The sequence below is a fragment of the Candidatus Chloroploca mongolica genome (genome assembly GCF_004762035.2).
Classification (GTDB): domain Bacteria; phylum Chloroflexota; class Chloroflexia; order Chloroflexales; family Chloroflexaceae; genus Chloroploca; species Chloroploca mongolica.
The window spans coordinates 1-26,765 of record NZ_SIJK02000068.1; the positions used below are offsets into that span (position 1 = coordinate 1).

Genomic DNA, 26,765 nt, shown 5'->3' on the forward strand with positions numbered 1-26,765 from the left:
GCGGCGCGGCCTCCACGGTTGCCACGACCCCATTGGGGAGGGTGGTCGTCAGTTGAGGGAAGGGTGGTGCAGGCACGGGTGATGTCCTCGGGTTGCACGATTGCGCACGCCGCCTGCACGGACGCGCGGGCGGGGCCGCCGACGGCGTCGCGGGGCTGGGGCCATGATCAGCCGCGTGGGGCAACGGCCCGCGTCGTTGGTGCCCATGATACCGCATGGCCGGGGCGGAGCAAGCGGGGCGTGGGCAACGTGTGCGAAAAAGGTCACGGATGTTTACCACTTCATGCGGCTGGTGCCCCGAAGCTTGGGTCACGGCCTATGGGCATGGCACACGCCCCAGGGATTGCCCCCGCCCTGCGGCATCCCACGGGCACGGCGTCGCCGTGCCCCAACAAAAAAATCGCGGATGTGGCGAGGGAAAACCCTTGACACATGCATCGCCCCAGAAGGAAACAGCAACGCAGCACACAGGTTTCAGAAAACAGAATTCAGGACATCCGTGCGAACAAGGGGGGCCGCCACCACCCGAAAACCCTGGCCGCCGCTCCAGTGGTTGGGACGGATCCAGTACCGCGCCCCGCAGCGAACATTTGTCCTATTCTGAAACCACGACCCACCTCGCCAGGGAACCGAGTCCTTATCTGTAAAGCGTTCAGTGCCACGGTTCGCCTGGGCCGGATAGTCATCATACGCACTGGTGGTGAGTTCCCAGGCATTGCCAACCAGATCAAGCGCTCCACATGCGGCGGCTCCGGTGGGGCACGACCCAACCCGTGCGGGGTGCGCATGACCATGAGCGTCGCCACCATAGACCGCTCGCTCCGGGGTGAGCGGGGCCTCGCCCCAGGGGAAGGGATGGCGGCGACCATCGGCATCGTACGCGGCGGCCACTTCCCATTCGGCCTCGGTGGGCAGGCGCACTGCCAGACCGTCAGGCAGGCTGCTCCGCAGCGCGGCCGTCAACCAGGTGCAGTAGGCCCGTGCTTCATACCACACAATACCGACGACTGGTTGGGTGGGGGCACGATACCCTGGCTGATCCCAGGAATATGGTTCCGTCCGCTTGCTTCGCTGACGCCACTGCCAGCCTGCCCGCGTCCACCAATCAGGCGTCCGGTAGCCACCGGCCTCCATGAAGGCGGCGAATTGGGCAACGGTGATGGGCACCCGGGCCATCCAGAAGGCGGGGACGGCCAACTTCGCACTCGCTGCACCTGGCTCCCAGCCACCAATACGATACGTACCGGCACGGACAACGCAGAAGTAGCCCTCAGGGGCACCAAAGACCGTCGTGCGTCGCTGGATCTCTGTGCGCCACGCGGCGGTGCTGACCGGGATCATCGTCGGATCCCACCGTGCGGCGTCTCCCGGTCGTGCAGCATCCGATGCCGGCTCAGGGTCACGTCCCGGCGACGGCGGCTTGGCAGCAGAGCGCAGGGCATGATAGACCACCAGGGCCACCCCGGCCCCGGTCGCAGAGGTGAGGAACCCCACGGCCAAGAACGCAAGCGCAGGGGGGAAGGGCGCTTCCGGGTGCTGACGTTGCCGTTGGGCCAGTGCTACGCCGAGCGCCCGTCGCCCTTCGGGGGTATAGGCCAGATGCGTCAAGAGCTTGCGTACGCCATCGGCATACCGAGGATGCGCTAACGCCTCGATCAGGTGATCCAGGGCCTGGGCTTCGCGCTCACGCTGGGGCAGCAGCGGGGCCCGGGCACAGGTCTTCCGTACCGTCATCATCAGTTCGGCCAACGCAGGCGATCCCAGGTGAATCGGCACCAGACTCCACAGAAAGGGGAGCCGTTGATACGGCCAGGTGACCAGCGGCACCAGCATGGACGCGACCATGCTGCGCTGGGTCATCAGATCAAAGGACGCTTCACCAGGCAGCGGGGGCTCCCACGCCATCAGTGCAGCCGCCATCAGATGCCGCACCTGATCGGTGGGCAAGGTGTCCCCCGGTGCTTCGACCGGGTGGTCGGGGCTTTCAGCACCCAACTGCTGTAACAGCGCCACATAGGCCTCAACCTGCTGGCGATAGTGGTGGGTGGTATAGGTGGTGATGTACTGATCACCCGCAACGAGGGCGCCCGTCTGCGCTAGCGACGCCCCAGGGCCAATGTTGATCGCACCGATCTGCGTGCTCGGGGGCACCGCTGGCGTGCTGCGTTCCAGCGCCGTCACGGCCTGGCGCAACGCATCGATGCGCGGCCACAACGACGCCATGGCGTCAGGAAGATCCTGCTCCTGAATTGCCATAAACTGGGCCTCAAGGGCAGCCAATTCCGCCCGCAGACGGGCAAGCGCAACGGCGCTCATGGCTCGGCCTCCGGCGATGGCGGTGGGGGAGCCTCAGCCGAGGCCCCCGTCTGATCGTGCCCGGCGATCAGGGTATCGCGGGCACTGGTGACTCCACCGAGGATGAGCGGCCCCTGGACACGATAGCTGTTGCCCCCAACGATGGCGCCGGTGTGATGCAGGGTGGCTCCGGGGCCAATGTTCACCCTGCCGATCTGCGTGACCGGCGCGGGCGGCGTTGCGCTGGACGCCATCCGTTGCAGGTCATCCCGGAACGCTGCCAGCGCAAGATCAAGCTGCTCAGCCATAGCGTCAAACGCGGACATCGGAGGGGCAGGATCTTCGAGGCGTGCGCGGTACGCAGGCAACCGCCGCAGTTCCTCCTGGAGGGCCGTACTTTGCTGCAGGAGGCGTTGGAGCACCCACCCCTGAAAGAGCCGCCAGGCCTCGGGATTGCTCGCCAGTTCGTCGTGAAACGCCCGGGTGGTCTGTTCGAGCACCTGCGCTTTGAGCAGGGCCACCTGACGTTCATGGTGTCCGTGCAGCAACGCGTCCAGGCCACGCACCAGGGTGGCCTGGGCCTCCACCAGGGTGCTCACCTCGCGCAGCGGCGGCGTCGCCGCCAGGTCGGCACTGCTCGCGTGCAGCAACGCAAAGGCACTCGGTTCCTCAACCAGGCCGAAGGTGCGCTGATAGTCACGCCGCAGGGTGATCACCGCACGCCGCAACGCGTGCGCAAAGACCTGCCCTAACGCGGGTTCGGGCGCAGGGGCACGCATGACGCCACCCAGAGCCTCGGCCACCCAATTCCCCCCGATCCCACCCGTGACCCCGGCGACAAAACTCCCCAGGGGCAAGGCACTCACACCGACAAGCAAAGCCCCGGCGATCAAGGTTCGTGCTTCGGTATTGTTCATGCTATCCTCATCACGTGATGGCTCCATCTGAGCGTATTGTACTCGCATCATCGCGTTCCGGCTGGTGTGGAGGTGCGCTCTTTCGGCGACGGCTCCCCCGTCGTGCGCGGCCAGCGCTCACCCCGGCAGCAGGCGCAGGTGTTCGCTGGCGATCAGGCGTTGAAAGTAGAGCACGACGGTCAGGGCCATGGTGCGGTCGCGGAGCAGGAGGCCCATTTCGATGTTCCGTTCGCTGGCGGCTTCGGTCAGGTTGGCCGAGGTGATAAAGAGGGCCTCGTCGTCTACCACGACCGCCTTGGCGTGCAGCACGGCGCGGTCGCCGGGCGTGTCGTGATCGAGCGAGCGCGGGTCGTAGTAGACGTGCGGACGGCGCTGCCCCGGCCAGGCCTGCTGCCAAAAGGTCTGCGCGAAGGCGTTGACGAGGTGCTCGCTTTTGGTGGTGTCGCCCCAGCGCCGCTGGATGTTGAGCAGCAGGTTGACCACGAGTTCCGGGCGCTCTTCCATGCGTTGGGCCAGCCGCGCAAAGACCTTTGGCCCATTGACGTAGACGAAGCTACTCAGCCAGACGCTGCGTTCAGCCGAGCCGAGCAGTTCGGCGAAGACCATGCGGGTGTCCCGCGCAAAGACCCCTGGGATCTGCAAGCCAGAAAGCACCAGATCGGGCTTGCGCTGACGGGCTACGGTGCGGTCAATCGCCCGCAGCGCTGCGGCGGCGCCACGCGGACTCATGCCCAGCGCATGCCACGCGCCCAGGGCGTCAGCCAGTGCCTCGGCCTGCTCGATCCGTCCGAGGGCAGCCCGCAGTCGCGTGACGCTCGGCTGGAGATCGAGATAGCCGCTCTCGAGGGCCGCGATCAGTTTGATCCGCGTGTCGGATGGGAGATCAATCAGCAGGTCGTTCATAGCGTTGCCGTGCCAGGGAGCATATGCGTGAAGAAGGCGGCCCCTTCGAGCCCCAGCACCGGCACGACGAGCGCCCGGTCGAGGTAGTCGTTCCGCATTTCGCACGATGATTCGCCAATCAGGGTACATCCATGGCACGCCGCACCGAGCAGCCACCGTCCTTCGAGGCGATCATCCGGGGTGTGCTGGGCACAGATCGGGTCGTTGGAACAGAGCATGCCGGTGCGCAGCGCAGCGCCAAGATGTTCCTCGATGGCCCGGGCCTGCTGCACCAGGCCACCGAGCGTGCCGCTGGCGTCGGGGCTGCCCGTGTAGAGCAACAGGCCATACCGCGCCTCGTCGTGATCCACGTAGATCCGCTCGCGGATCGCACTCATCGGATAGCCACAGCGCAGGGCCAGCGATTGCAGCAGCATGTGCGCGAGCGTGTGCAGCAAGATGTAGGGGCCACCAGGAAAGGGGAGTTGGGTCTTCCGTCGTGTTTGCCACTGGTCATGGCCCGCTTGGAGCGCATGGAGCCGCTGCATCACCGCCGGGCGCTGCAGCCAGTGTGCCACGGCTTGTGCCCGCACCTGGATGAAGATGCCCTCCCCCCGGTTCTCCACGGCAGGAAACCAACTCGGCTCTAGGGCAAGCGGAGCCCGCTCGACCTCCTGGTCGTATTCACCGTTGATGTCGGGGGCAATCGCTTCAAAGCGGGTGAAGCCAATCAGGGCCATCACCTCACGTAGACGGTGGAGTTGGTACACCGCTTCGATGGTGGCACTCGCCGATCCGCGCCGCCAGACATGGTCAGGGAGCCGCCGCGCATGAAAATCCTCGTCGAGGGGCACGTCATCGCCGTACCCCGTTGGCACCGCGAGGATGGCGTCTAGCTCCGCTGGCTTGATCGCCTTTTCCTTGATCAGAACGCCCCGTCGCGTGCGATCAATCGCGGCAAGCACGTCTTCATCGGTGAAGGGCACAAGTTTGGCGGCAACGGTCGGCTTCTTTTTGAAGACCTTGAGATCGCCGGCATCTTCCACCGCACTGAGATCGTCCCAGAGTTCGTGCACGACCCGATCAACGCTGTTCGGGGGCTCGGGCAGGGAGAGCACCGTCAGTACCTGGGGAAAGTAGGCATTCGAGGCCGTACGAATGAGCAGGCGTGCGGGTTCGTGGCACGCTTCATCGCTGTGTGGCCCCAGCCACGGTCGCCGCCCTTGGCAGGGGCCCAACGCCTTGAGCGTGCGATCCGAGGCGTCGGACATTCTGCGCGATTTGCCACACTCGCACCGGGCGGTGAGATCCGCCAGGTCGCCACTGGTGCCCTGTTCGTCAAGCCAGAGTTGCCGCCGACAGTCGGTGCGGCCCCGGTGAATAAAGTAGCGCCAGTCGAGATCATCAAGGTGACCGTGTGCGCAGGCCACGACGAAGCGGGTCGCGACGACCGGCTTGCGATCAAAGGTGGTTTTGTTTGCGTCCAGCGCCTGGCGCCGCACCAGGCGTCGCGACCGGGTTTGCTCACCGGGGGCGGCATCCTCCTGCACCACGAACCACTCAGGGAAGCGGTAGACGACAATGCCCAGCGGGGTTGCGCCCGGTGATTCTTCGGCTGCGGGCGGCGCATAGAGCGTGGGGTTGACCACACCGGTGATCTGTTGCACCGTGCGGGCCAAGCGCGGCTCGCTGATCTCCTCCAGCGCACTCGGCCGGGGCCAACTGTCCAACCCGCCCACCATTGCAGCGTGGCGCGGCAGGTCGAAGAGCGCCCCTGGGCCATAGGTGGTCAGCAGTTGACCCTGGCGCAGTTGTCCGTGGGCTTTCTTAGCCATAGGGATTAGTCCTCCACCGGTTGGTTGTTCACATCACGCAGGAACAGGTTGACGTCTGGCTCGACATCACGCAGTGAGCGGCTGGCCCGGAATTTGCGTTCGTGCTCCGACGCGAACTGCTGCTCAAGGGTGTTCCGCAACAGGGGTTTCGCCGAACTACGCGTCTCAAATGGTTGGTACTGCACGGCGACCCCCGCATCGTGGTAGGTCGCGATGATCGTTTGCCATGCATCGAGCAGATCCACGATCCGGTTCTGCACCGCCAGCAGGCGCTCATCACGCTCTTGCACGTCGGCAAACTCCTGGCGAGCGATCCGGTCGCGAAACACCGTCATCAGCGTGTGCTCGATGGCCGCACGCACAACGGCCACCTGCTCGACCCCACGCGGGGGCGTCAGGTCGGGATGGCTATGGCGGGCCAGCGCCACCAGTGCCCCGGCAAAGCCCCGGTCGAGCGCACGGGCCGCGAAGGGGGTGACACTACTGGCCTCCACCGAGCGGTAGAAGGTTTCGTGGTAGGTGCGGAAGCGTTCGTAATGCGAACGGTCACGCGGTTTATGGACATTGAGCAGGGTGACCACCAGGCCAGGGCGGCGATCATCGCGCCCAACCCGGCTGGTGGCCTGAATGTACTCCGCAGTAAGCATGGGCTGCCCAATCACGAGCATCAGGCCGAGCCGCTGGATGTCGAGGCCCACCGAGATCATGTTGGTGGCGAGCGCACAATCCACCCGGTCTTGCAGGTGGTGGAAGGGTAAGTCTAACCGCCGCCGCGCATCAGCCACCTGATTCGTCGCGACGCGGGACGTCAGTTCGATCACCTCGCTAAACCGGGGACGGTCGGCAAAGAGGCCTTGGGTTTCATTGACGCGCATGCGGCGGCCATAGCTCTTGACCGTCGTTTGGACTTCTTCTTCGAGGATGCGCCGCGCCCCGCCCAATTCGCGCAGGTTGTTGAAGTAGCCCAGCACGGTCATGTACGGGTCAGCAGGATTCGGGATGGTGCGATCACCACCGGCGTCAAGGTAGGCCCGCTGGGCTGCCCCCATCAGGGCGAGCCACACTTTGCGCATCATGACCTTGGGGCTGCGGCCCTGGGCGGCAATGCCCAGATACTGGCGGGCCGGGCGTTCATGGCTCGGCGCGGTGCGCGCAAAAAACGCATCGTGGCGATCCGGCCCCGGTGGGGGGAAGATATGCGTTGGCGTGCGACCGAACAGCGCTAGGATCTGATCCTGCGCCCGCCGCACGGTCGCGGTCGAGGCGATGATCTTCGGGCCGACGGCTTGGCCGTCAATGGTGCGGGTGCAGAGGGCATCAATCGCGGTTTCGTACAGCCCGGCCATCGTGCCGAGCGGGCCGGAGATCAGGTGCAACTCGTCCTGGATAATCAGGTCAGGCGGGGCCAGTGGCACACCAAGCGGCTGGCCGCGCTTCGGTTCGGACGCGCCGTAAAACCCACTGGCATCATAGCGATCCGCGCCGCCGAGCAGCGCCCCACTGGGGCCGACCCAGGGCAGGCTGGCGAACTTGTCCACGGTGGCGATCAGGAACGCCGGCAAGCGCCGATAGATCATCTCGTCCACGGCGACAATGGGCAATGGACGGGCCCCGGAAAAGTCGCACGTAAAATCGCTACAGACAATGCGCAGTTCGGTCGGTTTATCGGCATTGGGGCGTAGGCTAAAGGAGGATGTGGTGAAGCGCGTATTGCACCAGGGACAATTCTCCAGCGGGATGGGCGAGGGATTGCCCTTCGGGTTGCTCTGATAGCGGCGCACCAAGGCGCGGGCGGTATCATCGCGTTTGTCGCCCTTCTCGCCGAGCATGTTGGGGGTGGCCGCTTTGCCCACCCAGAGGCCAATTTCAAACGGCCATCGTCCATACCGATCTGGTGCCGCTGCCCGCTCGAGTTCCAGGGCGCACACCAGACCCGCCGCCCGCGAGAGCTGATCGAGGGTGAGCAGCCGGAGCGTATAGCGCATGATGACACTCACGCCAAGCCCGGCCGTACCCGCGTCGCCGGGCTGCCGCAGGCGCCGCAGCACCATTGCAAAGGCGGCCAGGCCCAGGTAGGCCTCGGTTTTGCCCCCGCCAGTGGGGAAGAACAACAGATCTGCGCTCCCGCGATCCTGGTCAAGCGGATCCGCCAGGCCAGGCAGGTTGAGCAGGATGAAGGCAAGTTGGAAGGCGCGCCAGCGCGGCTGCGCGATGCCCAGGCGCTGGGTCAACGCACGGGCGACGGCGCGGTTGGCAGTGCAGAACGCATCAAGCGCGTCAGGGGTGTGGGCTAACAGCTGAATCCCGCGTTCAATCCGGGTTGCGGCCAGCGCGGCATGGTGCAGCAGGGTGGCGGCAGTTTCGCGGCGAAGGTCGCGCAGCGTCGTCGTTGCGGCCTGCTGCTGCCCTATCCATGCCCGGTAGGCCGCCACCAACGGCCCTAAGGCTGCCACGGCGGCGTCCCCATCACGCAAGGCTCCCAGCACATCCATGCGCACCTCAACCTCGGGCACATCGACCGTCTCGGTTTTCTCCACGCTCGCCCGTGGTATCCAGGTGCTCCACATGCGCTGACAGCGCCCATCGGTCAGCGCCCAATCCGCCGCCACCCCGTGACCAACCGCATATTCGGGGACATCCGCATAATGCAGATCAGCGACCATATCGTCCCACGCTTCGGCTTGGATCCCGCTGAGATTGGGCCGGGGCACAAAGGGGTGATCCGCCATCACCTCGATCTGCGCCTGGAACGCATAGCGCGTATCGGGCTGATCAGGATGATGGGTGCGATTGTTGATCACGTAGACCGACACCGAGCGCGTGCCCGGTGGCAATGGGAGGGCCATCCCGCTCAGGTCAAGCGGACGCTCGATCACCTGATACTGGAGCCCATGGGAGTGCGGAACGTCCTGGGCGGGGTGCGCCTGGCCCGTCAGCGTCACGCGGATCAACTCCTCGCGCTGGGTGCGCTGCCAGACCTGGGAGGCGGCCTTGCTGGTGGGCTCCTTGCCTGCCTGGGTGGGCGCGTCGGGGGCGGGCTCCACTTCCGGCGCATCCTCCAGCGGCACCAGGTGGTAGTCGCCCCAGCGAACAATGACCTGGAGCGCCTGGGTTGGTGCCGCAACAAGAAACGTCAAGCCGATTGAGGACGGAAAGAAGCCTTTTTTGGCGGCCCGCCGGTCGTCGTTGGCTTCCTGGTCGATCCCCGTCTGCGTCGGCACCGTTTCGGCCTCGTCATCCTCATCGGGATCGCTGGCCTGTTCAGCGGGCGTACCAGAGGGGATGAGGAAGCCAGTCAGGTACCAGGTGGCCGGGCGCACATGTTCAGGTAGCTGCTCGGCAGTCAGCGCGTGCCCGGCGGAGGGGCCAACCAGGTCGAGGTGGAGCGCCTCGATGAGTTGGGCGCGCACGGCGAGAGAGGGTATGGTGAGTTCGGTGGTAGAAGTTATCATCATAGTAAAGTGCGGAATGTGTCAAGTACGTTCCGCTTAAAGTGTGGTGTATGGATAGCACCAAAAGCTTGTCATTCGTCGCTGTGCTCGGGATCCCGGATCGGGCGGCCCGGGTGCCGGGATCCCGAGCGTTCGCTCCTAAGAAACAAACCGTGTTGTCGGCTCCAGCGTGTCCTCTGTCATTCCGAACGGAGCGGAGCGGAGTGAGGAATCTGCCCTGATCCGCACGGAAGACCCCTCACTCCGTTCGGGGTGACCGTGCAGGCTCCGCACCGGCACGGTTTCTCTCCACACCACTGGCCCGCGGGCCATAAGATACTCGGGGTGACAGGTTTGCGCTCAGCCACTGCTGTCATTCCGAACACAGCGAGGAATCCCGGCTCTTGATGCTATGCCGAGACTCTTCGCTCCGGCTGCGCCTCCGCTCTTCAGAAACGGATGGGTATTGGATTACAGCAAAGATTTCTCACTTCGCCTGCATTCGGAATGGCAAACGGGTTTCGCAAGTGCCACTGTCCCACCGCCGGGTCATCAGATACTCAGGGTGATAGGGGTACGGGTCGCTGATGCGGCAAAACAAAATCTCGTTGTAGTACTAAGATGGCTTTGCGATCGAAATAAGGCGATTAACAGCGAATCTTTGACCTGACGATCCATCCTATGACCTGGTCATCCATTATTTGGACTTCTATCCAGGTATAGCTATCACGGCGTACCTGATCACTATTGATTATACGTAAGCGTGTCCCATTTGTGTACGTCCCCAATACCTGAGCCGTTAGTCTTGGATCTGATCGGATATTGACTTGGTTATATCTTTCGGTGTTATTATGGATAAAACAGATGTTGGTTGTTGGAGTTGGAGAAGGGTGTGATGTTCGAATTGTGGAAGTAACCGGGGTCGGTGAATCAAGTGGGGATACGAGAACATTGGTAGGAAATTTCACCAACCAATGAGGCACTGAACATGCAAAAAGGATGGACGAAATAAATGTTGCGATTACAATTCCCGAAAATAACAGATCAACGAAACGTGTATTCCCTGTTCTAATTTGGTGAAATGATATGACTCCTTGTGCTAGGATACCTGAAACCCAATTGGGCAAATTGAAGTCGTGGCGACTTTGGTACAGCTTTAACCAGACATAGCCAAATGGGCCAAGTAGCAATACTGAAAGGCATAATATGAAATAGAACACGACTAACTCTGTCTTCAAGATGCGGCGAATGTCCAAATTGAGTTAGTTGTCACGAGGCTTGGAGAACCCGTGGCTCCTTTGGTTGTGAAAATCAACGCTTTCGTCGAGAAGACAAGCCGTAAATTCGTTCTAGGATTAGATCTGCTTCGATTTGCTGCAAACACCCCCATATGTTTGCCTTGTGAATCGTAATCTCAGCTTCTGTCCGGATTACTTCGGTAGTCTTGACTAAACTGTGAACTACAGTATCGCCAATTCTAGACAAATCGTACCGCTGTATCGATTTCTGCTGGTCGCGGTCATTGCTCATATAGCTTGATCTCCTATAGCATCAGTGTATCTATCCATAACGTTGTTTCTTGAAAGTCATTCGCTTGGTCTAGAGAAGTTCTCGACAAAGAAATCCGAAAACTTTAACCCTAACACAGCGACGTTCACCTTATCATAGAAATGGCCAACATATGCTATAGCAACCCTACATCCTTTGTGAAGGTGTTGTGTGCTTGCTCGCGGCGTCGCCGCGAGCAAGCACACAACCGCTTTTACAAACCCGTTAGGGTTGCTATATAACTGGATTTAGTTGATGCCAGCCATTTCTCGATAAAACTCCTCCTCAATCCTTCTGATCCATTCTGCAATGAAGGCGGAATCATATTGATATTTTGAACTCTCAGCGTCCTTTTTAGCTTTATCATACATTTCCACTGTGATTCTAAATTTACGAAGTTTGCGGTTTTGCCTTCCGCTGTAAAAAATCAAATCAATTTCGGTGTGAATACTGTCAATAATTAACACGATCTCTCTCAAGCCTGACTGAATAACGTCGCGAGCAAGGCGTGTGATGGCACTCACCACAATCTGTGTGAGTTCTGCGCTCTGTAGAACGATATTCCTGACGTCTTTAATCACAACAGGGAGGTTGGTTCCAGCAACCTGGATCATCGTCTGATCTTGCGACATTGTGGTACTCCTTGACTTCGTGCTGGTGGGAGGATGCCGAAAACGGTCAAACTGAGTGCAGTGCAGCATCGCGGCTCTCAATGCTGCCAGTATCTTTCTTTTTGCCTACAGCCCATTCAAGGTACCATGCGGCATGCTCATCATAATTTGGTAGATTTTTCTGGATAAGCAACAAGCTTGCCAGTTATTGAAATACCAGAAACGCAACGGTCAACACAACAGCAAATATGATCAACCAATACCATAGATATGGCCAAATTAGAAGTATAAGCACCATTGATGCCCATATATCTGTAATAGCTATCTGTTTGCTGCTAGAATGGTGTCGCCAGATAATGCCTTTCGCAAGTATACCCGATACGCTATCGGGCAGCAGATAGGAAAAGAACTGGTATATGATTAACCATATGAGGCCAACACAGAACGGCAGCAACAAAAGGAAGATGACGAACTTGACCAATGCTTCAATAAACATATCGTCACCGTATATATTTAATTGTCATCTTCCGTTATCCTTGGACGGATTAAACGTGCCAATCGCGTTAACTCACTTTCGTACTCGGACAGCGATGCTTCGATAATTGAAGCTCTCTTTGAGTGATTTTTCGAAACACCTTCAATGTCGTCCCATAGCTGTTTGTCTATCCTCTTAAGTTCTGTCTCAAACTCCACTTTGATTTTGGCAGGTTGTGCTTTAAGTGTTTCTGGCTTAAATTCCTGCAGTATGCGGCCCTTTATTGTCCTGACTCTCTGATCTAGAGCTTTCGATGTGTATCTTCGATTCTCTATCTCTGTGATTTGCTTCAGCACACGATCCTCATAGCTCTCGACAATTCGTCTTAGCCACTCTTCCTGAAACTCGCTATCCAATGTCGTGCTTTGCAAAGATCTGAGCACTGCATCTGCGCTCATCTGCATGTCGGCCATGATTTTTGAAATGTCTCTAGGAGTCACCAGTCCTTCTTGAAGAGCCGCTTGGAAGCGTTGCGAAATCTTCTCCTGAAACGAAGCTATTCTCTTCCTCACATCTTCTGCTGCATCTCGGTTCATTGCGTAGCTCCTCGCGACAATCTATTTCCAAAAAAGCATTAACACATGAGGCTTGAAAACGCTCAAATGAATAATAACAGTTTAGTTGAACTCTCTAGCTATTGTCAATAGCCATAAAGCCCTATAAAATTTCAGTACCTATATCACTGAAGAATACCGCCCGAAAAATAACAAACCTTTATTGCGGGTCTGTGTGCTTGTCGCTAATATGCTGTCTCTCTGACCTCATCCTTCAAACATATCCCGCATCCCCACTGGCTGCTTCTTCCCCTTGCCCGTCGCTTTGCCCTTGCCCGCCAGCGCTTCCTCCTCGGCGCGGCGTGCATTGAGTTCCAAGAGCCGCGCCAGCACTTCGTCGCGTACCTCGTCCGGCCAACGATACCGGTACGGCTTCTTCTTGGTGCCCCACTCCGCTTCGTCAATCTCGTAGTCGAGCAGAAAGTCGCAGGCGGTCGGGATGTCCTCCCAGCCATACGCCGCCAGCACCGCGCGATCCATCGCGGCGTGCAAGGCGCGGAGTTGCTCGATCTCGGGGTCGTGTTCGTACGGGTCGTGGAAGCGGTTGTAGGTTTTGGTCAAACCTTCATTGTTGCGCACCATGAGCGCGGCGCGGTAGTCGTAGTAGGCTTGGCCTGCCGCTTCGAGCGCTGGGTGCGTTGCCCAGTCCGCCGGGAAGGGGAAGGTTTCGAAGCAGTCGGAGGGGGTGTAGCGAAGCCGGTCTTCCAGAGATGAGCCGAAGAAGCGTGCCCAGATTTCATGGAGGCTAGACTGGAGTGCGCAGAAGGCGGCGTAGGTGGGGAGGGGGTAGACGTTGAGTGCGTGAGAATACACCATTGTACTTGGCAGAAATGCAAAGGCGAGATGGGCGCTGACCTGGGAGTTTGCCAACACGCGCTTGAGCGAAGCGATAGCAGTGTAGAGTTCCTGTCGAGTTCGTCCAAATTGCCACCAAGTTGCTTTAAGTTTTAGACCATCATTAGTGTCTTTAAGGATTAATCGCTCAGGTTTAACTTTGGTTTCAACGATCTTCATTAAATTTGGCCATCGCTCACGGCACTCCTCTTCACTGCGCTCACCAAAGTTGATTACATAGCGATGATATGTATGGCTGGGACTACTATTTAGTTCTTCTCCACCGATATAGGGAAAGATTACCGCTTGGTTGATTGGGTTGCTGGCGATCAATGCGTGCATCTCTGCGATCGAAGAGGATATGCCTTTTCCATCACTATCATCAAAAGTGAAGCCTTGCCCATAGATTTTCGCACCTGTAAAGCTGATTCCGGCATTTGAGCGTAGAGCAACAGGATCACCATTTCCGCCGCGATGGAAGAGAAAGGCGGTAATCTGCTCGACCGTGCGCCCATCGAGTTGTTTTGATGGCAGGGTAAGCACATTACTGTCACCCTGAACGGATGCGTCTTTCCTGTCACCCTGAACGGAGCCGAAGGCGGAGTGAAGGGCTCCGGATGCGGGACGCTTCGCTGCGCTCAGCGTGACCGATGGGCTGATTTTTGCGATATGCACCACACTGACAATTACTGCTGCAAGGCCGGGCCACTTCACGCGATTGTTGGCATGGTAGATCGTGCCGCCATGCTCGCAGATCCAGCGCAAGCCCGTGCTGCGCGTATCGCCCTGGGCAATCGTATTGGTTGCGATCAACCCGACGGTGCTGTTTTGTCGCAACAGGTTGAACGCACGCCGGAAAAAGTGGGCTACCAGATCGGCATTGCCGTGAGCTCTTTCGTGCAAACTGAGGAGCCATTCCAGATAGGATGCGCCAAAGTTGGTGGAGATCTTTGTTCCTCCTAAAAACGGCGGGTTACCCACTACCGCATCAAAGCCCGGGTTCGCTCGCTGGAAGACCTCGGGGAATTCGATCTCCCAGTGGAAGGGCACCAGCGGCATCTCGGCGTGTCGCCACGCTTCCAGGTCGGCGAGGTGCGCCGTGGCGCGATCTTCCTTCACCTCCTCGGCGTAGGCGATGCGCCTGGTTTCCCGCGTTTTGGGCTTGTCCCCCGCAAAGAAGGCGGCCAGCACCAGGTCGCCATAGAGCCGCACCCGGCTCAGTTCGTCCTGGGCCGCGCCCCAGAGGGTGCGCAGCGCGGCATCGTCCAGATCGTCGCTGGCGTGGCGGATCTGCGTGCGCAGGTCAGCCACCTGACGTACCTGCTGGCGGATCGTGCTGGTATAGAAGTCATCCTGCGTCGCCGCACCGTCAGCGTGCCAGTGAAAGCGCTCGATCTGTCGCAACGACAACCCCACCAGCGAGTCGCCGTGGCGCAGCGCATGATCCACAAACGTGAAGGGATGGTCTTTGGCGAGCGTGACCAGCCAGAGCGAGACCCGGGCCAGGTCAACCGCCGTCGGATTCTTATCCACGCCGTAGAGACAACGCTGCGCCACCAGGCGGCGCGCAAAGACGACCTCATCCTCATCGGGCGGTAGCGGCGGGCGGCCCCCGTGGACATGCCATGCTTCAATCAGCGCGTCCCCGAGTTGACGGCACGCTTCGACCAGGAACGCGCCCGACCCCATCGCCGGGTCACAGATCTTCAGGTCGAGGATCGCGGCAGGGCGGGACGGCATGCCGGTCTGCGGATCGCGCAACCGGGCCAGGATCGGTTCCAGGGTCGTCCGCACAATCGGCTCAGTCAAGGCCCGCGGCGTATAGTGCGACCCCGAACGGCGGCGCTCAGCACTCGGTTGCAGCACCATCGCGCCGGGCGGCACCATGTCCGGCGTGGCCGCCAGATCCACGATGGGGCGCAGCGCAGCGTGGAGATCAGCGATAGTCGTGGCGGTTTGCAGCGCCTTGCCGACCCCGGCGGGCACACTGCGCTCGGTCTGCTCTCTGAGCCATAGCCCCCGCTTTGCCGACGGCGTTGCCAACAACGCATCCAGGCTGATCGTCGTGGGGGCACCACCTTTCTTGCCCGCACGGATCGCCAGGGCCTGGCCCGTGGCGGTCTCCAACCGGAAGCCCATCATCGTCTCATAGACCGAGCCGATCTGCTCAACATCGAGCGCCCGATACGAGATCCGCTCGCCATCGAGCACCAGCAACTGCTCGAGCGCCTCGTAGACCGTGCCATCGGGCACGCGGGGGGGCACCATGCGCTGGTGCTGCTGGCGCACCATCCCGGTCGCCCGGCCTTCGAGAAAGGGGAAGCGGTCAGGATCAAAGAGCACCCCGTGGCGACGCGGCAGGTGCAGCGCCCCGGCCTCAACCCCATCGTGGATCATGCGAAAGAGCACCAGCAGGTGCGCCCAGGCCCCGTAGCGCTGCTGCATCGTATCGGGGTAGAGCGCCGCATCCTCGCGCAGCCGCTCGTAGAGCCCGGCCAGGCTGTAGCCCTGCTGCCAGGTCGCCTCCTTCGGCAGCATATCGCGCTCCTCGGCGTAGAGCAGAAAGACCAGACGCAGGATCACCGTCAGCAAGCCCCGGTACACCGCATCGGCGTCATCACGCAACTGGGCGTGCAACAGGGTTCCGTGCGTGTCCGCGTTGGCCGCCTGGAAGCCCCGGAGCAGCGCGTAGAGCGCGTGCAAGACCTGCTCGGCCAAGCGCTCGCTCACCTCATTCTGGAACGAGCGGCTCGCCGCCAACAGCGCCGCCAGGCGCTCGCTCGGCGGCAACGCCAGCAAGCGCTGCTCGCTGAGCAGCAGACGCAACGCCGCAACCATCGGTCGTCCCGCCGTCTGCACCATCTCAGCCACACGAAAATCAAGCCACCCCGAACTCTCGCCCCGTGGGGCCGAGATCAGGCGCAGCGCGACCCCATTCCAGAGCAACCCGGCGCTCACCCCGGTCTGGCGCAGCAAGCGTTCCATGCGTCCGTGAGGCGACGCTTCCAGCTTGCCGTGTTCACGCACGACCGCATCAAACGCCTGACCGGTGGGCAGCACCCGCACCACCAGTTGCCAAGGCGAGGCGTTTGGGGCCGGATCGCGCTCGCGCACCGCCAGATCGGGGGCCAGGATCTCGCCATACTCGGGCAGATCCACCTGCAATTCGGGCGGGATCGGCGTCTGAGCCACCCCGTGGCCTGCATAGCCCTTGGGCGAGAAACTCCAGCCCAACACCTCGCGGGCAAAGCGGGTGAAATCGGCACAATGCGGCCCCACACTGGGCGACTCCTCCACACACGCCGCAAGGAGGCGTTGCCCCTCACTGTCATTGCGTGGCAGCAGCGCCCCAGCGCGCACCAAGGCCGGGGCCGAGACCACCAGGCCCGTGGGGCGCACAAAGCCAAGCCATTCAAGATGCGCCAGGATTGCGGGGTCAAACTTCTGCATAACCGTCAATTCGTCTCTGGCCACAAATAGATCAACCCAACCGGCTCAATCCGACGGGCACGCACCTCATAAAAGGCTTGCACCCGTTGCGGCTCCGTCGCCAGATCACGCTCAAAACTCACCAGGCGCTGCTCCCAGGTGCGTCGATCCAGATCAAACTGGCGCTTCTCCTCGGCATTGTAGTCAAGCGTCAGTTGCACATACGCGCTCTGCGTGCGTTCCAATTCGGCCCGCACCCGCTGCTGCTGCTGCACAATGGTCGTGCGCAAATCGCTCGCTTCCCGTTCGCCCCGACGACGGAGTTGCGCTATCGCGTCGGCGGCCGCCTGCTCAGCCCGTGGCGTCAGGTGTGGTTGCAGATCCGCAATGTCCGCCGCTGCCGTCTCCAGCAGACGACGCTGGGTGGTACTCCCCGGCGTCTGGTGCCCAGCTTGGCGGAGCGCCTCGTCCAAGATCTGTAACGTACGCGCCTCGCCATCGCGGCCATAGGGCGTGAGCGGCCCACTGCGCTGGGTGGGATCGAGCCAGCGTGCCGTCACCGCGATCAGTTCCTCGTGCAAACGCTCGGCCCCCTGCCCGTAGAGGGCCAAGCGACCGAACAGCACGATGCGCGGAAGGGCATCACTGGACTGAAACAGGCAGGCCCGTGACAGATCATCAGTAAAGCCCTGGGCGCGGAACCGCGCCAACAACCGCTGCGCAACCCGATGCTCCAGATGCAGATGCACCGTCGCCTCGGTCAAAACCCCGGCATCGGCGAACACCACCGGACGGATGGGGGCCTCACGGCGCCAGTCGGTCAGATTCTGGGTCGCCGCACGCGGAACCCGGAGCGTATCGAGCGTGGCGTTCCAACTGGGATCAGCGGCAGCGCGGTCGTGGAGGTTCGGGATCAGCCAGGCTTCCTGGCCGTGGAGATCGGTGGTGCGTTGGAGCGGCGGTGCGCCCAACATTTCGAGCGCACACGAGAGCGCCTGACGGAACGCCGTATCCTCGAAGCCCGTCCAACGTTTCGACTTCTCCAGGAGCGTCTGACAGCGGGTGATCTGGGCGTGGAGATCGTGCTCACGCTCGCGGGCGAGGTCAAGCTCGTCGGCCACACGTTCGCGACGAACGGCCTCCAGATCGGCCTGCTCCAAGTCACGCACCAGCGCGGCCACCTCGTGATGGCGAATGCCCTGGCGCAGCCGACGTTCCAGCTCATCATCAATCACCTGCGACAGACTCCCCAATTCGCGCTTGATCGTCTCGGTCTTGCGCACCAGCACATCCAGCACCCGATCCTCACGTCGCTGCGGCAGCACAAAATAGTGGCAGCGCACCTCGGGCTGGGGCTGGAGCTTGCGGTCAATCCGCCCGTTGCGCTGCTCGATGCGACCGGGGTTCCAGGGCAGATCGAAGTGAAACAGATCGGCGCAGTGGGCCTGAAAGTTCAACCCCTCACGCGCCGCGTCGGTCGCCAGCAGAATCCGGAGTGGGTCATCAGCGGGATCGGTATTGAAGCGCCGCTGGATCTCCTGCCGTCGCGTACTGCTCGTCAGCCCATCGATCACCTCGATCCGCTCGTCGGCCCGGTCGCTCCCCTCGATAGCCTGGGCCAAGATCGTGCGCAGGAAGCGCTTGGTGCCCTCACGGTTCTCGGTGAAGATCAGCACCCGACGATTATTCCAGCGGGCGGGGTGACGCACACGGGAGTCAGTGACAGCAGCACCAAAAGGCGGCAGATCGGGGCACATATGCGTGCGAATCCAATCGATCAGGTACCTCGTCTTGGCATCGGGTTGGGTGCGGTGGTGCTGCGCGATCTGCTGCATCTGATCGAGCACGGCCAGTTCATGCTGGCGCTGCGCTGCATCCTGGGCGGCGGGGAGGGCCGCATCCTCAACCGCTGCGGTAATGGCGGCGACCTCAGCGGCCTCAGCGGCCTCGTCGTCGTCAGCGCTCCACAGGCTCCGCTCATCATCGGGATCGGATGGCGTTGCAAAGCGCACGGCGGCCTGATCCGCAGCAGCCTGCTGGGCCGCAGACAGGGCCTCGTGCTGCACCCATTGACGCTCAACCGTCGCCCGATGCACCGTCAGACTCCGTGCAAAGGCTTCAATCGAGGAGAGCAAGCGCTGTTGCAAACCGACCGTGAGCAAGCCAGCGGCGGTCTGCGTGCGGCGGGTCGCGGTGGCAAAGCGCTGGTCACGCAGCGTGCAATACTGATCGAGCAACTGGGAAAGCACCAGTTCGGGTGCATCGGCAGGCAAGCCGTCCAGTTCAATCCGCACCACAATTCGGCGCGGAAAATCATCACTCACGCTGCGAATATCCTCCTTGAGCCGCCGCACCATGATCTCATCAAGGGTCTTCTTGCTGCGCACCTTCACCCCACGGGTGAAACGCACCGGATCGAGCAGTTCCAACAGGGTCGAGAAACTATTCGAGTGACCATTATGCGGGGTTGCCGAGAGGAAGAGGCGATGCTCGAAGCGCCCGGCGAGATCGCGGATCGCGCGGGTAAAGCCCGACTCGATGCCATAGCGCCCGCCCGAGGCAGGGGCGGCGTGGTGGGCCTCGTCGAGCACCAGCAGACTTCCCGGCAAAAACGTACCCAGCCACTCACGCAGCGGATCGGCATAGATCGGGTCAACCAACAACCGATGCGAGACCAAGAAGCGGCTATGGGTACGCCAGGGATTGACCCCAAAGCCCCGTTCACGGCGCATCCGGGTCAAATAGGCCCGGTCGAGCAGCACAAAGATCAACCCAAAGCGCTCTTCGAGCTCTGCCTGCCACTGCTCCAGCACTGACGGCGGGGCCGCCACGACCATCGTACGCACCTTCTTGCGCAGCAGCAACTCGCGCATGATCAACCCAGCCTCAATCGTCTTGCCGAGGCCCGTATCATCGGCGATAAACAGATTGACGCGGGGCAAGCGCAGCGCCTTGCGGAGCGGCTCCATCTGGTAGGCATCGATCTTGATTCCGGCCCGAAAAGGAGCCTGGAAGAGCGTCGGATCGGTCGCCGTGACACAGTTCCAGCGCAACGTATGCAGGAACGCCGCAAAGCGCACCGGGGGATCGAAGCCCCGCGTAGCGAGCTCGGCCCAGTGCTCCTCATGGAGGATCTGGCGATCCAATTCATAGTCCCAGAGCACCTCAAGGGTCATCCCCTGGGCATCATCATCAGCACACGCAAGGCAGACGCGGCTCGTCTGACCGGGCACCGTCGGCGGGATCACCTGATCGACCAGCCAGGTACGGGCCCGCACATGCACCAATTGTCCCACCTCGGGAGGGTGGGAGGGGAGATCGAGCATCGTCACTATCCGCCTCCTGGGCATGACGCCGCCCCACCGCGCCACGCGGGGCACCACCGGAACGGGGCGCACGATGCACCGCAACACGGGTAAACGACATCAGCCAAGCACAGCAGCGGGCGCTTGGCCGACGCCTGAGCGATCAATCCAAAGTAACCGTATTCTACCATACCAACCCTGATAAGGAGCAAAGGAATGCAAGCGTGAAGATCGATCCATCCAGCGCCTTGATCTCCCACCTGAGATCGTATACAGCCCACGCAACACCCTCAGGATAGCACCTAGCTCACCCCATCTTCATCAAGCTCAGGGAAGCGCTTCGCCCGGCCAAGGATCCAGGTGCGTATCGCCACGATCACCGCCGCCCACGGTCGCCTCCCCAAGGGTCACGACGTACGCTTCCTGGGCGGCAACCCGCGTGAGCAACGCCGCACTCTGATGCACCAGTTGCTCCCAGTCTGGGGTCGTGATCTGGGCAAGGTGTTCCAGACGGAGACGCTGCGCATCGAACAGCCAGAAGCGCACACTTGGGAGCATGTACCCGATCAGGGCATACCACTGAGCCAGATTGATCGCAAGGGGATTTCCCTGCATGAGCACAACCTTGCCCCCATTCGCCAGGGCAGCGATGCCGTGCGCCGCCAGGAGCATGGTTCGATACTTGGGATGCTGCGCGAGATCCAGCGTCATCTCGCCGTGCTCAGCATAGCAGCGGAGCATCACTCCAGCACGGAGGACTATCTCAATCACGGCCGGACTGAGCCCCCCAACCAGGAAATGACGGAGATCATAGCCGTTCAGATACATCCAGCGGGCGATCTGGCCCACCGTACGCCCCTTCGAACCGAAGTGCCCCGCATTGATGCCCTGGAAGAGGCCCAGGAGGGGGGGCGGCAGACCCATCGGTGTGGTAACGTCCGTCACGAGGTGGGCCAGATGGCGGAGCAGGGCCGCAATCAGGTTGACCTCCTGGCCTACACCTGCCGATGGGAGGATCACGAACTGATGCTGCCCACGCATGTGCTCATACGAAAAACCCGTGACCGTACCACGCAGGATGTCGAGCACCCCGAAGACAAAGCCCAGCACCGGATCATGCCCGAGGGATTGCAGACGATGCGACCGTGCCGTCATGCCGGGCACCCGTGTGCCGTCGAGGGCGGCCTGCGCATCGTAGGGCACCTTGCAGGCCACCTCACACGCCCGTGTCCACCGACCAAACCAATCATCTGCCGTTGCACCATGGTAACGCTTGAGCCAGACCGTCAGCGGACTGGTCTGGGGTGTCCCCACCAGCAACACATCGGTGAGCGCCGCCAGCATGCCACTCACGCCAACGAGGATGTAGTCCCAGTTATCCCAACGTACCTGGGCCTCATACGCCTCGTCGCGCAAACGCTGCATATCGGAAAGCGTCAACAACGCCTCGTATGGACTCAGCGGATCAACGGCATGGGTCAACAAGGACGCTTGACAATGGCGGACATAGGCGGGCCACGGGTGAGTACCAAGGCGCACCCGTGCCTGGTCGACCTTCGACGCACGCTCCGCCGCCAGACGGAGGATCGCATCGGGGTCAAACCCCGTGAGATCGTCAGCTTCCAGCCAGGCCACGTCATCCGTGATGCCCTGGAGACGCCGCGCCAGATCTGCGATGGCGTGCGTCTGGTCAACACCATCCGCCAGCGCATGATCGAGCCCATCCAGATCGGCCGTCAGCGTCTGGATGAGATGATGTTGGGTGTGCAACACCGCACGCAGGTCAGCGTCCAGAGCGGTAGACGCCTTCATGAAAGCGCCTCTTCCATCGCTTTACGCCGGGCAATGAGTTGCTCAAGCGCCTTGATCTGTCTTGTCAACTGGACAATGCCCTCACGGTTCGCCTCAGCGGTGGTAGCGGCACCCTGCAACGCTTCAATCCGCTCAGCCAACACATTGATCGCCTCCTGGAGATGCTGAATGACCAGTTGGGCTTTGCGCATCTCTTCTGCCCGCAAGCGCTCCTGCGCCTGCTCCGAGCCCACATCCAGGAGGCGACGGACGCCCACAAAGATGCCTGAACCCAGCAACACGGCCACACCGATCCCTGGCACCATGCCGAACCCTAAACCAACGGCGGCAAGCCCTGACGTAATCCCGGCAGCGCTGAGTCCGATGACTGAGCCAGACAGATAGACGGCCCCAAGCGGGACACCTACGGCGGCCAGGCCTGCGGCTGCATTCTTGACCAGCTTCGCCGCCGCGTTATCATCCAAACCACGTTCACGGATGCGGCGCAATTCGGTCACAAAGTCTCTGATGGCAACGTACTGGTCATCGCGCAGGGCAAGCTCTTCCTTGGCGGTGATGAGGAGGTGCTCCTGTTCAAGCGACACCAGATCGTTGGCGAGCGCAACTTCCCAGAGATTGAGCATCAAGCCAAAGCGCAGCATCTCCGTCGCATGCACAAAGGGCTGCAGGGTATCCGTGAAGACCGGCGGTTCAATGAGATACTGCTGGATCACACGTCGACAATTCACCGCAAGGCCATCAAGGTCAGTGACGTCAAAGATTATCTGGAGTTCGTCTTTGTCAAGCTCACCATCAGCGGCGGCCATTGCCAAGAGCGCCCCGGCGAACGCGATCCGCTGATGGTCAGGGAGGGTGGTAACGTTGATCGCCTCGCGCTCCATGCCGCCCGCAACTTGTTGATGGAGGTGTGCGGCTGCTTGCGCAACCGGCGAATCGGCTCCCGCGAGCGTCGCAGCCTGTTCGGCTGCCGTCTTCGTGAACTGCGCGGTCGTCGCCTTGACCGCCTTCCCGGCTTGCGCAAGGCGGGTCTGAGCCTCACGGGTCAAACGGTCGGCTTCCTTGCGTCCCTCCTCCAGTTGGTACTGGGTTTTCCCGATCATCTTGCCAGCCCACCCCCAAAAATCATCGCTCATGAGAGCTCCTCGCATTTCGCTCATGACCTGCAACGCCTCCAGAACCGGTCGCGCAGGGATGCACCGCATGCAGCACCGAACAGAACCAGGCCAAGGAAACCATCAACCGGCTCGCAGCTGCGCCAACCGAGCACCCAAGGTCTGGCCGGATGCGCCACCGCGCTCGGCCAAGCACGATGGCGCATGACCCTGCACAGCACGCCTCGCGTCGCCGTGACGTTCCTTACCCGCTACCATAGCACACCGGGAGCACCGATCCATTACCATGCACCAACAGCGTGTGAAGAACCAGCAAGAAATGGAGCGCAAAAGCCGATCCAGCCAAGACCCACCGGGAAGCAGCAAGATCGCCCCCAAGGGCGAGGGCTAAAACGCGAGCGCCCACGGTAGCAAAACGGAAAGAGGTGTGGCCGTCCCCAGCGTGGCACGGTCATGAGCGCGAAGCCAGGGAAACGTGGTCAAGCGGCTGGACGCGCACCATGATCACACGGCAATCCCTGAAGAGCGCTGAACGCAGCGCGGCGCGGGGATGGGCCGCGCGGGGCAAAGACCCCAGCCTGCGCCCAACGCAGATATCGAGACGCAGGTGCTCGCCCTGTGTGATGCTGAGATCCGCGCGGCCTACGCCGCCGCCGCGGCCGTCAATGAGCTGGCGTCCCGCTATGGCTGCACGCGTCAGGCCATTAGCCGGAGCCTTGATCGGACAACACCGCACGCCATAGCCGATAGCCGATAAACTAGCCAGCAGAGTCTATCCTCACCTTGATACGGCAATGCCGGGGAAACAAAGAACACCCAAAGCGTACCACGTCGCTTTAGGTGCTCCTTGTTTCCCCGTGCCGGAAGGCCTCTTCGCCGCGCGTCGGGCGGCAGAACTGGCCGAGCGCCAGCACCGCAACGCCCCGCATCGCTCGATCCTGGTGCGCTGGGGGATTGGCGCAATCACTGTGAACGGCGACACGGCGACCGCCGTCACCCAGGAGACCTGGAGCAACCAGGAGGCCGGCGCCGTCGCGCCGGAGCAGGCCACCGTGCGGGTGACCTATACGTTGCGTTGGGATGCCGTAGCGGGGAGATGGCTGATTGTCGATACCAGCCAGATGGGGTTGTGATCAGCGAGTGCGTAACCCGCGACCGTTTGCTATAATGCGTGTAGATCAGAAAGCGTCTTGTATGAGCAGGCTGCGTGTATGGCCAGCGACTCTGATATCAGCTTACAGCCCGATCAGCCTGAGCAGGGCGATGCTGCTGCTCAGGCTGATCAGCATATCGTCAACACGCAGGGTGGCGATTACGCTGAGGGCAGTATCGATAAACGGCAGGCAACGGTTGTTGGGCGTGACCAGAATAATCTCAGTGGTAATTTTCCTGGGGCCACCATCAACATCCTCCCAGGCAGCTCTGCTCAGGAACCCATTGTAGATCTTGTCTCGCTGGTAGAGCGTTTCCCTCCCCCACTACTACGCGAAACATACGTAGAGCGAGACCAAACCAGCGACCTAATAGCTCGGCTAACTGATACCAAGAGCAAGCGCCCGATTCGTATTGTTCTGCACGGCTTTGGCGGACAAGGAAAAACAACGCTAATCCAACAGATCGGAAATACACAGTCTGTTAAAGACCATTTTTCAGATCGTATCTTTTGGCTTCCAGCAGAGGAATTAAAACTTGATCAGGGCAAAGAACTTATCGATGCGCTCAAGCGTCAGACATTTCCTCTTTCCAGCACAGGTGTTTCCCCACAAGGGCTATCAGACAAACAAATACCAACTCGTATGCTCCTTTTTGTTGACAATATATGGACTACAGAAGAAGTTGTATTATTGTCTGAAATTGGCAGTAATTGCGCTATTGTAATGACAACAAGAGAAAAAGTTGTTGCTCAAGTTCTAAATGCTGAATCGATTGAAATCAAGAAAATGACTTTATCTGAAGCCACTTCGCTCCTAAGAAATGAGATTAACCGCGGTGAAACATTCATCAAAGAAGGTGAGTACCAAAATAAACTGCAAGAATTAGCTGAAAGGTCTGAGTACTGGCCACTTCTAATTAATATTATATCCGGATATGTTTTAAACTTGATAAAAGCGAAAAGCTCTGTTGATAAAGCACTAAAAAAGGTGTCGGGGTATCTCGAAGCTGGTATTAAACTTGACGAAAAACTATCGTCAGTAGTAAAAGAAAGTTTGATAGCATTAAATAAAGAAACAAACTACGGTTCTAGTGTTTCTTATGACTACTTCTATTGCAAATTGTCTATTTTCCCTAGGAGTACTAAAATCAGCTTAATTGCTCTAAAATACACGTTTGATCTACCTGTTCAGATAATAGAGCTAATGTGTCTCAGGTTAATGAACGCATCACTTATTAATTTCGATATACAAGAAGAATACGTCCAAATACACGATGAATTATGGAAATGGGTGCGGGTGGATGTTTCAGATAAGATTAAAATATGGAACCAAGAACTCTTAAATCAAGCACGAAATTCATGTCGAAGTTGGGGTGGGCTTATTTTAAAACATCAATATTTTTCAGATCATATAAGTGATCATCTGATAGGCAGTGAACACGTTGAGTGGGTAGAGGAGATATTTACAGATCTATCTTCATTGGCAGCCATGATTAAGATGAATGGAGCGATGGTGCTTCGGAGTAATGTAGAACGCATCAGCGAAGCATTCCCTTCTACCTCGGATAGGCTAAAGCCGCTAATAGGCATGATAAATCGTGACCGGTTATTCTTAAATCGCTGTCGTCATCACGCTGTAGAAACATTAGAGGCCGTCATCTACAGCAGGATTGCTGGTCAGGAAGGTTTTCATGCATTAGACCAGACTTGGCGCGATCATGTAACAAAACCTTGTCTGATCCCTATACGTCCCATCAATGTTGAACAGAGCGAGTTAATCGACCGAAGAAACCTTGGGGCTATTGTTAGATTGTGTCGTATCAGCGCTGATGGCATGATTGTTGTTGCGGTAACTGATAGCAAACTTATAGTATGGGACTGGGCAAACGTTGACGACCCGCTAGATCTCTTCGAACTGCGCTCGGGAATCAAACCAGTCGTCTGTCACATGAGTGATGATGGACGTATCATTGTTCTGTTGACAACCGATAACTCTATAAAGATCTGGGAAAGACAGGATGGGGAACAGAACTGGCGCAATGCGAACGTGGCTTGGATTGCGCCTCGTACCAAACTTACATGGTGCGCCCTGAGTGCTAATGGTCAGGTATTGGCACTGATTGGATCGGGTGGAACGGTCAGAGTGTATGAACGAACTGGACTGAGTTGGAATACTGAGCCTGGCAAGCGAAGTTCGCTATGGGCAACCCAAAATCAACTCCTGGAGTGCGCACTCAATCAAAATGGCACGAACCTTATCGTCACAAGTAATGAGAAAGTTGTTCGAGCGTGGGATTGGCAAGATGATCATTGGTCTTCTGCAGTTGTTTTTCGAGATATCCCGAAAAGCGCAAGCGATATCAGTATAGTTCCTGGATCTCAAAATAGGATTATATACAAAATTAAGCAAAAATCCCTCTATGAAAGAGTAGTTGTAGCAATATACTCCAACAAAAAAGTATCCTCCCCAAAACCGCTGGATCAGGCCGCTGGTTGCATCCCGACACCCGCC

The 26,765-nt window shown here is 59.8% G+C and carries 13 protein-coding genes; 2 read left to right on the forward strand and 11 right to left on the reverse strand.

The genetic code is table 11. From position 1 onward, the window contains the following. Positions 1–474: 474 nt before the first annotated feature. The 11 genes from EYB53_RS25740 to EYB53_RS22115 form a co-directional block, all read right to left on the reverse strand. Positions 475–2,316, reverse strand: a complete 1,842-nt coding sequence (locus EYB53_RS25740) for an SUMF1/EgtB/PvdO family nonheme iron enzyme (RefSeq protein WP_135481148.1) — start codon at positions 2,314–2,316, stop codon at positions 475–477. Further along, on the reverse strand, positions 2,313–3,212 hold the full coding sequence (locus EYB53_RS22065; RefSeq protein WP_135481151.1) for a hypothetical protein: 900 nt from the start codon (positions 3,210–3,212) through the stop codon (positions 2,313–2,315). The genes EYB53_RS25740 and EYB53_RS22065 overlap by 4 nt, the downstream gene beginning before the upstream one ends. Positions 3,213–3,329: 117 nt before the next feature. Beyond that, positions 3,330–4,115: a DISARM system phospholipase D-like protein DrmC gene (gene drmC, locus EYB53_RS22070; protein ID WP_167857547.1), complete on the reverse strand. Its 786-nt coding sequence runs from the start codon at positions 4,113–4,115 to the stop codon at positions 3,330–3,332. Next, positions 4,112–5,929: an MrfA Zn-binding domain-containing protein gene (drmB, locus tag EYB53_RS22075; protein WP_135481155.1), complete on the reverse strand. Its 1,818-nt coding sequence runs from the start codon at positions 5,927–5,929 to the stop codon at positions 4,112–4,114. Before drmB ends, drmC begins: the two co-directional genes overlap by 4 nt. 5 nt (positions 5,930–5,934) lie before the next feature. Further along, entirely contained in the window at positions 5,935–9,384 is a 3,450-nt protein-coding gene (drmA, locus tag EYB53_RS22080; protein WP_254151190.1) for a DISARM system helicase DrmA, read from the reverse strand. A 1,772-nt stretch (positions 9,385–11,156) separates the two neighbouring features. Continuing rightward, a complete protein-coding gene (locus EYB53_RS22090; RefSeq protein ID WP_135481160.1) occupies positions 11,157–11,540 on the reverse strand; it encodes a hypothetical protein in 384 nt (127 codons plus the stop codon). Between the two features lie 492 nt (positions 11,541–12,032). After that, positions 12,033–12,590 (reverse strand): hypothetical protein, encoded by a 558-nt coding sequence (locus EYB53_RS22095; protein WP_135481162.1) that lies wholly within the window; start codon positions 12,588–12,590, stop codon positions 12,033–12,035. 225 nt (positions 12,591–12,815) lie between these two features. After that, a complete protein-coding gene (locus EYB53_RS22100; RefSeq protein WP_135481165.1) occupies positions 12,816–16,892 on the reverse strand; it encodes an Eco57I restriction-modification methylase domain-containing protein in 4,077 nt (1,358 codons plus the stop codon). 5 nt (positions 16,893–16,897) lie between these two features. After that, positions 16,898–20,197 carry a DISARM system SNF2-like helicase DrmD gene (gene drmD / locus EYB53_RS22105; RefSeq protein WP_135481178.1) on the reverse strand — a complete coding sequence of 1,100 codons (3,300 nt, stop codon included), beginning with the start codon at positions 20,195–20,197 and terminating at the stop codon, positions 16,898–16,900. Between the two features lie 306 nt (positions 20,198–20,503). Continuing rightward, the gene (locus tag EYB53_RS22110) at positions 20,504–21,988 is read right to left on the reverse strand and encodes a hypothetical protein (protein WP_205712729.1); all 1,485 of its coding nucleotides are present in this window, start codon (positions 21,986–21,988) and stop codon (positions 20,504–20,506) included. Continuing rightward, on the reverse strand, positions 21,985–23,121 hold the full coding sequence (locus tag EYB53_RS22115; protein ID WP_135481168.1) for a TerB family tellurite resistance protein: 1,137 nt from the start codon (positions 23,119–23,121) through the stop codon (positions 21,985–21,987). Before EYB53_RS22115 ends, EYB53_RS22110 begins: the two co-directional genes overlap by 4 nt. Positions 23,122–23,957: 836 nt before the next feature. Between EYB53_RS22115 and EYB53_RS22120 the strand changes: the two genes are divergently transcribed. Together EYB53_RS22120 and EYB53_RS22125 are read left to right on the forward strand one after the other, a co-directional pair. After that, positions 23,958–24,233, forward strand: a complete 276-nt coding sequence (locus EYB53_RS22120; RefSeq protein ID WP_135481171.1) for a hypothetical protein — start codon at positions 23,958–23,960, stop codon at positions 24,231–24,233. 78 nt (positions 24,234–24,311) lie between these two features. Next, positions 24,312–26,765 (forward strand): NB-ARC domain-containing protein (locus EYB53_RS22125; protein ID WP_135481173.1); only part of this gene is annotated, 2,454 nt, incomplete at its 3' end.

Bases quoted from the DNA above. Each gene is read 5' to 3' on its own strand.
- EYB53_RS25740 (WP_135481148.1), bottom strand. From the start codon at position 2,316: ATGAGCGCCGTTGCGCTTGCCCGTCTGCGGGCGGAATTGGCTGCCCTT.
- EYB53_RS22065 (WP_135481151.1), bottom strand. From the start codon at position 3,212: ATGAACAATACCGAAGCACGAACCTTGATCGCCGGGGCTTTGCTTGTC.
- drmC (WP_167857547.1), bottom strand. From the start codon at position 4,115: ATGAACGACCTGCTGATTGATCTCCCATCCGACACGCGGATCAAACTG.
- drmB (WP_135481155.1), bottom strand. From the start codon at position 5,929: ATGGCTAAGAAAGCCCACGGACAACTGCGCCAGGGTCAACTGCTGACC.
- drmA (WP_254151190.1), bottom strand. From the start codon at position 9,384: ATGATGATAACTTCTACCACCGAACTCACCATACCCTCTCTCGCCGTG.
- EYB53_RS22090 (WP_135481160.1), bottom strand. From the start codon at position 11,540: ATGTCGCAAGATCAGACGATGATCCAGGTTGCTGGAACCAACCTCCCT.
- EYB53_RS22095 (WP_135481162.1), bottom strand. From the start codon at position 12,590: ATGAACCGAGATGCAGCAGAAGATGTGAGGAAGAGAATAGCTTCGTTT.
- EYB53_RS22100 (WP_135481165.1), bottom strand. From the start codon at position 16,892: ATGCAGAAGTTTGACCCCGCAATCCTGGCGCATCTTGAATGGCTTGGC.
- drmD (WP_135481178.1), bottom strand. From the start codon at position 20,197: ATGCTCGATCTCCCCTCCCACCCTCCCGAGGTGGGACAATTGGTGCAT.
- EYB53_RS22110 (WP_205712729.1), bottom strand. From the start codon at position 21,988: ATGAAGGCGTCTACCGCTCTGGACGCTGACCTGCGTGCGGTGTTGCAC.
- EYB53_RS22115 (WP_135481168.1), bottom strand. From the start codon at position 23,121: ATGAGCGATGATTTTTGGGGGTGGGCTGGCAAGATGATCGGGAAAACC.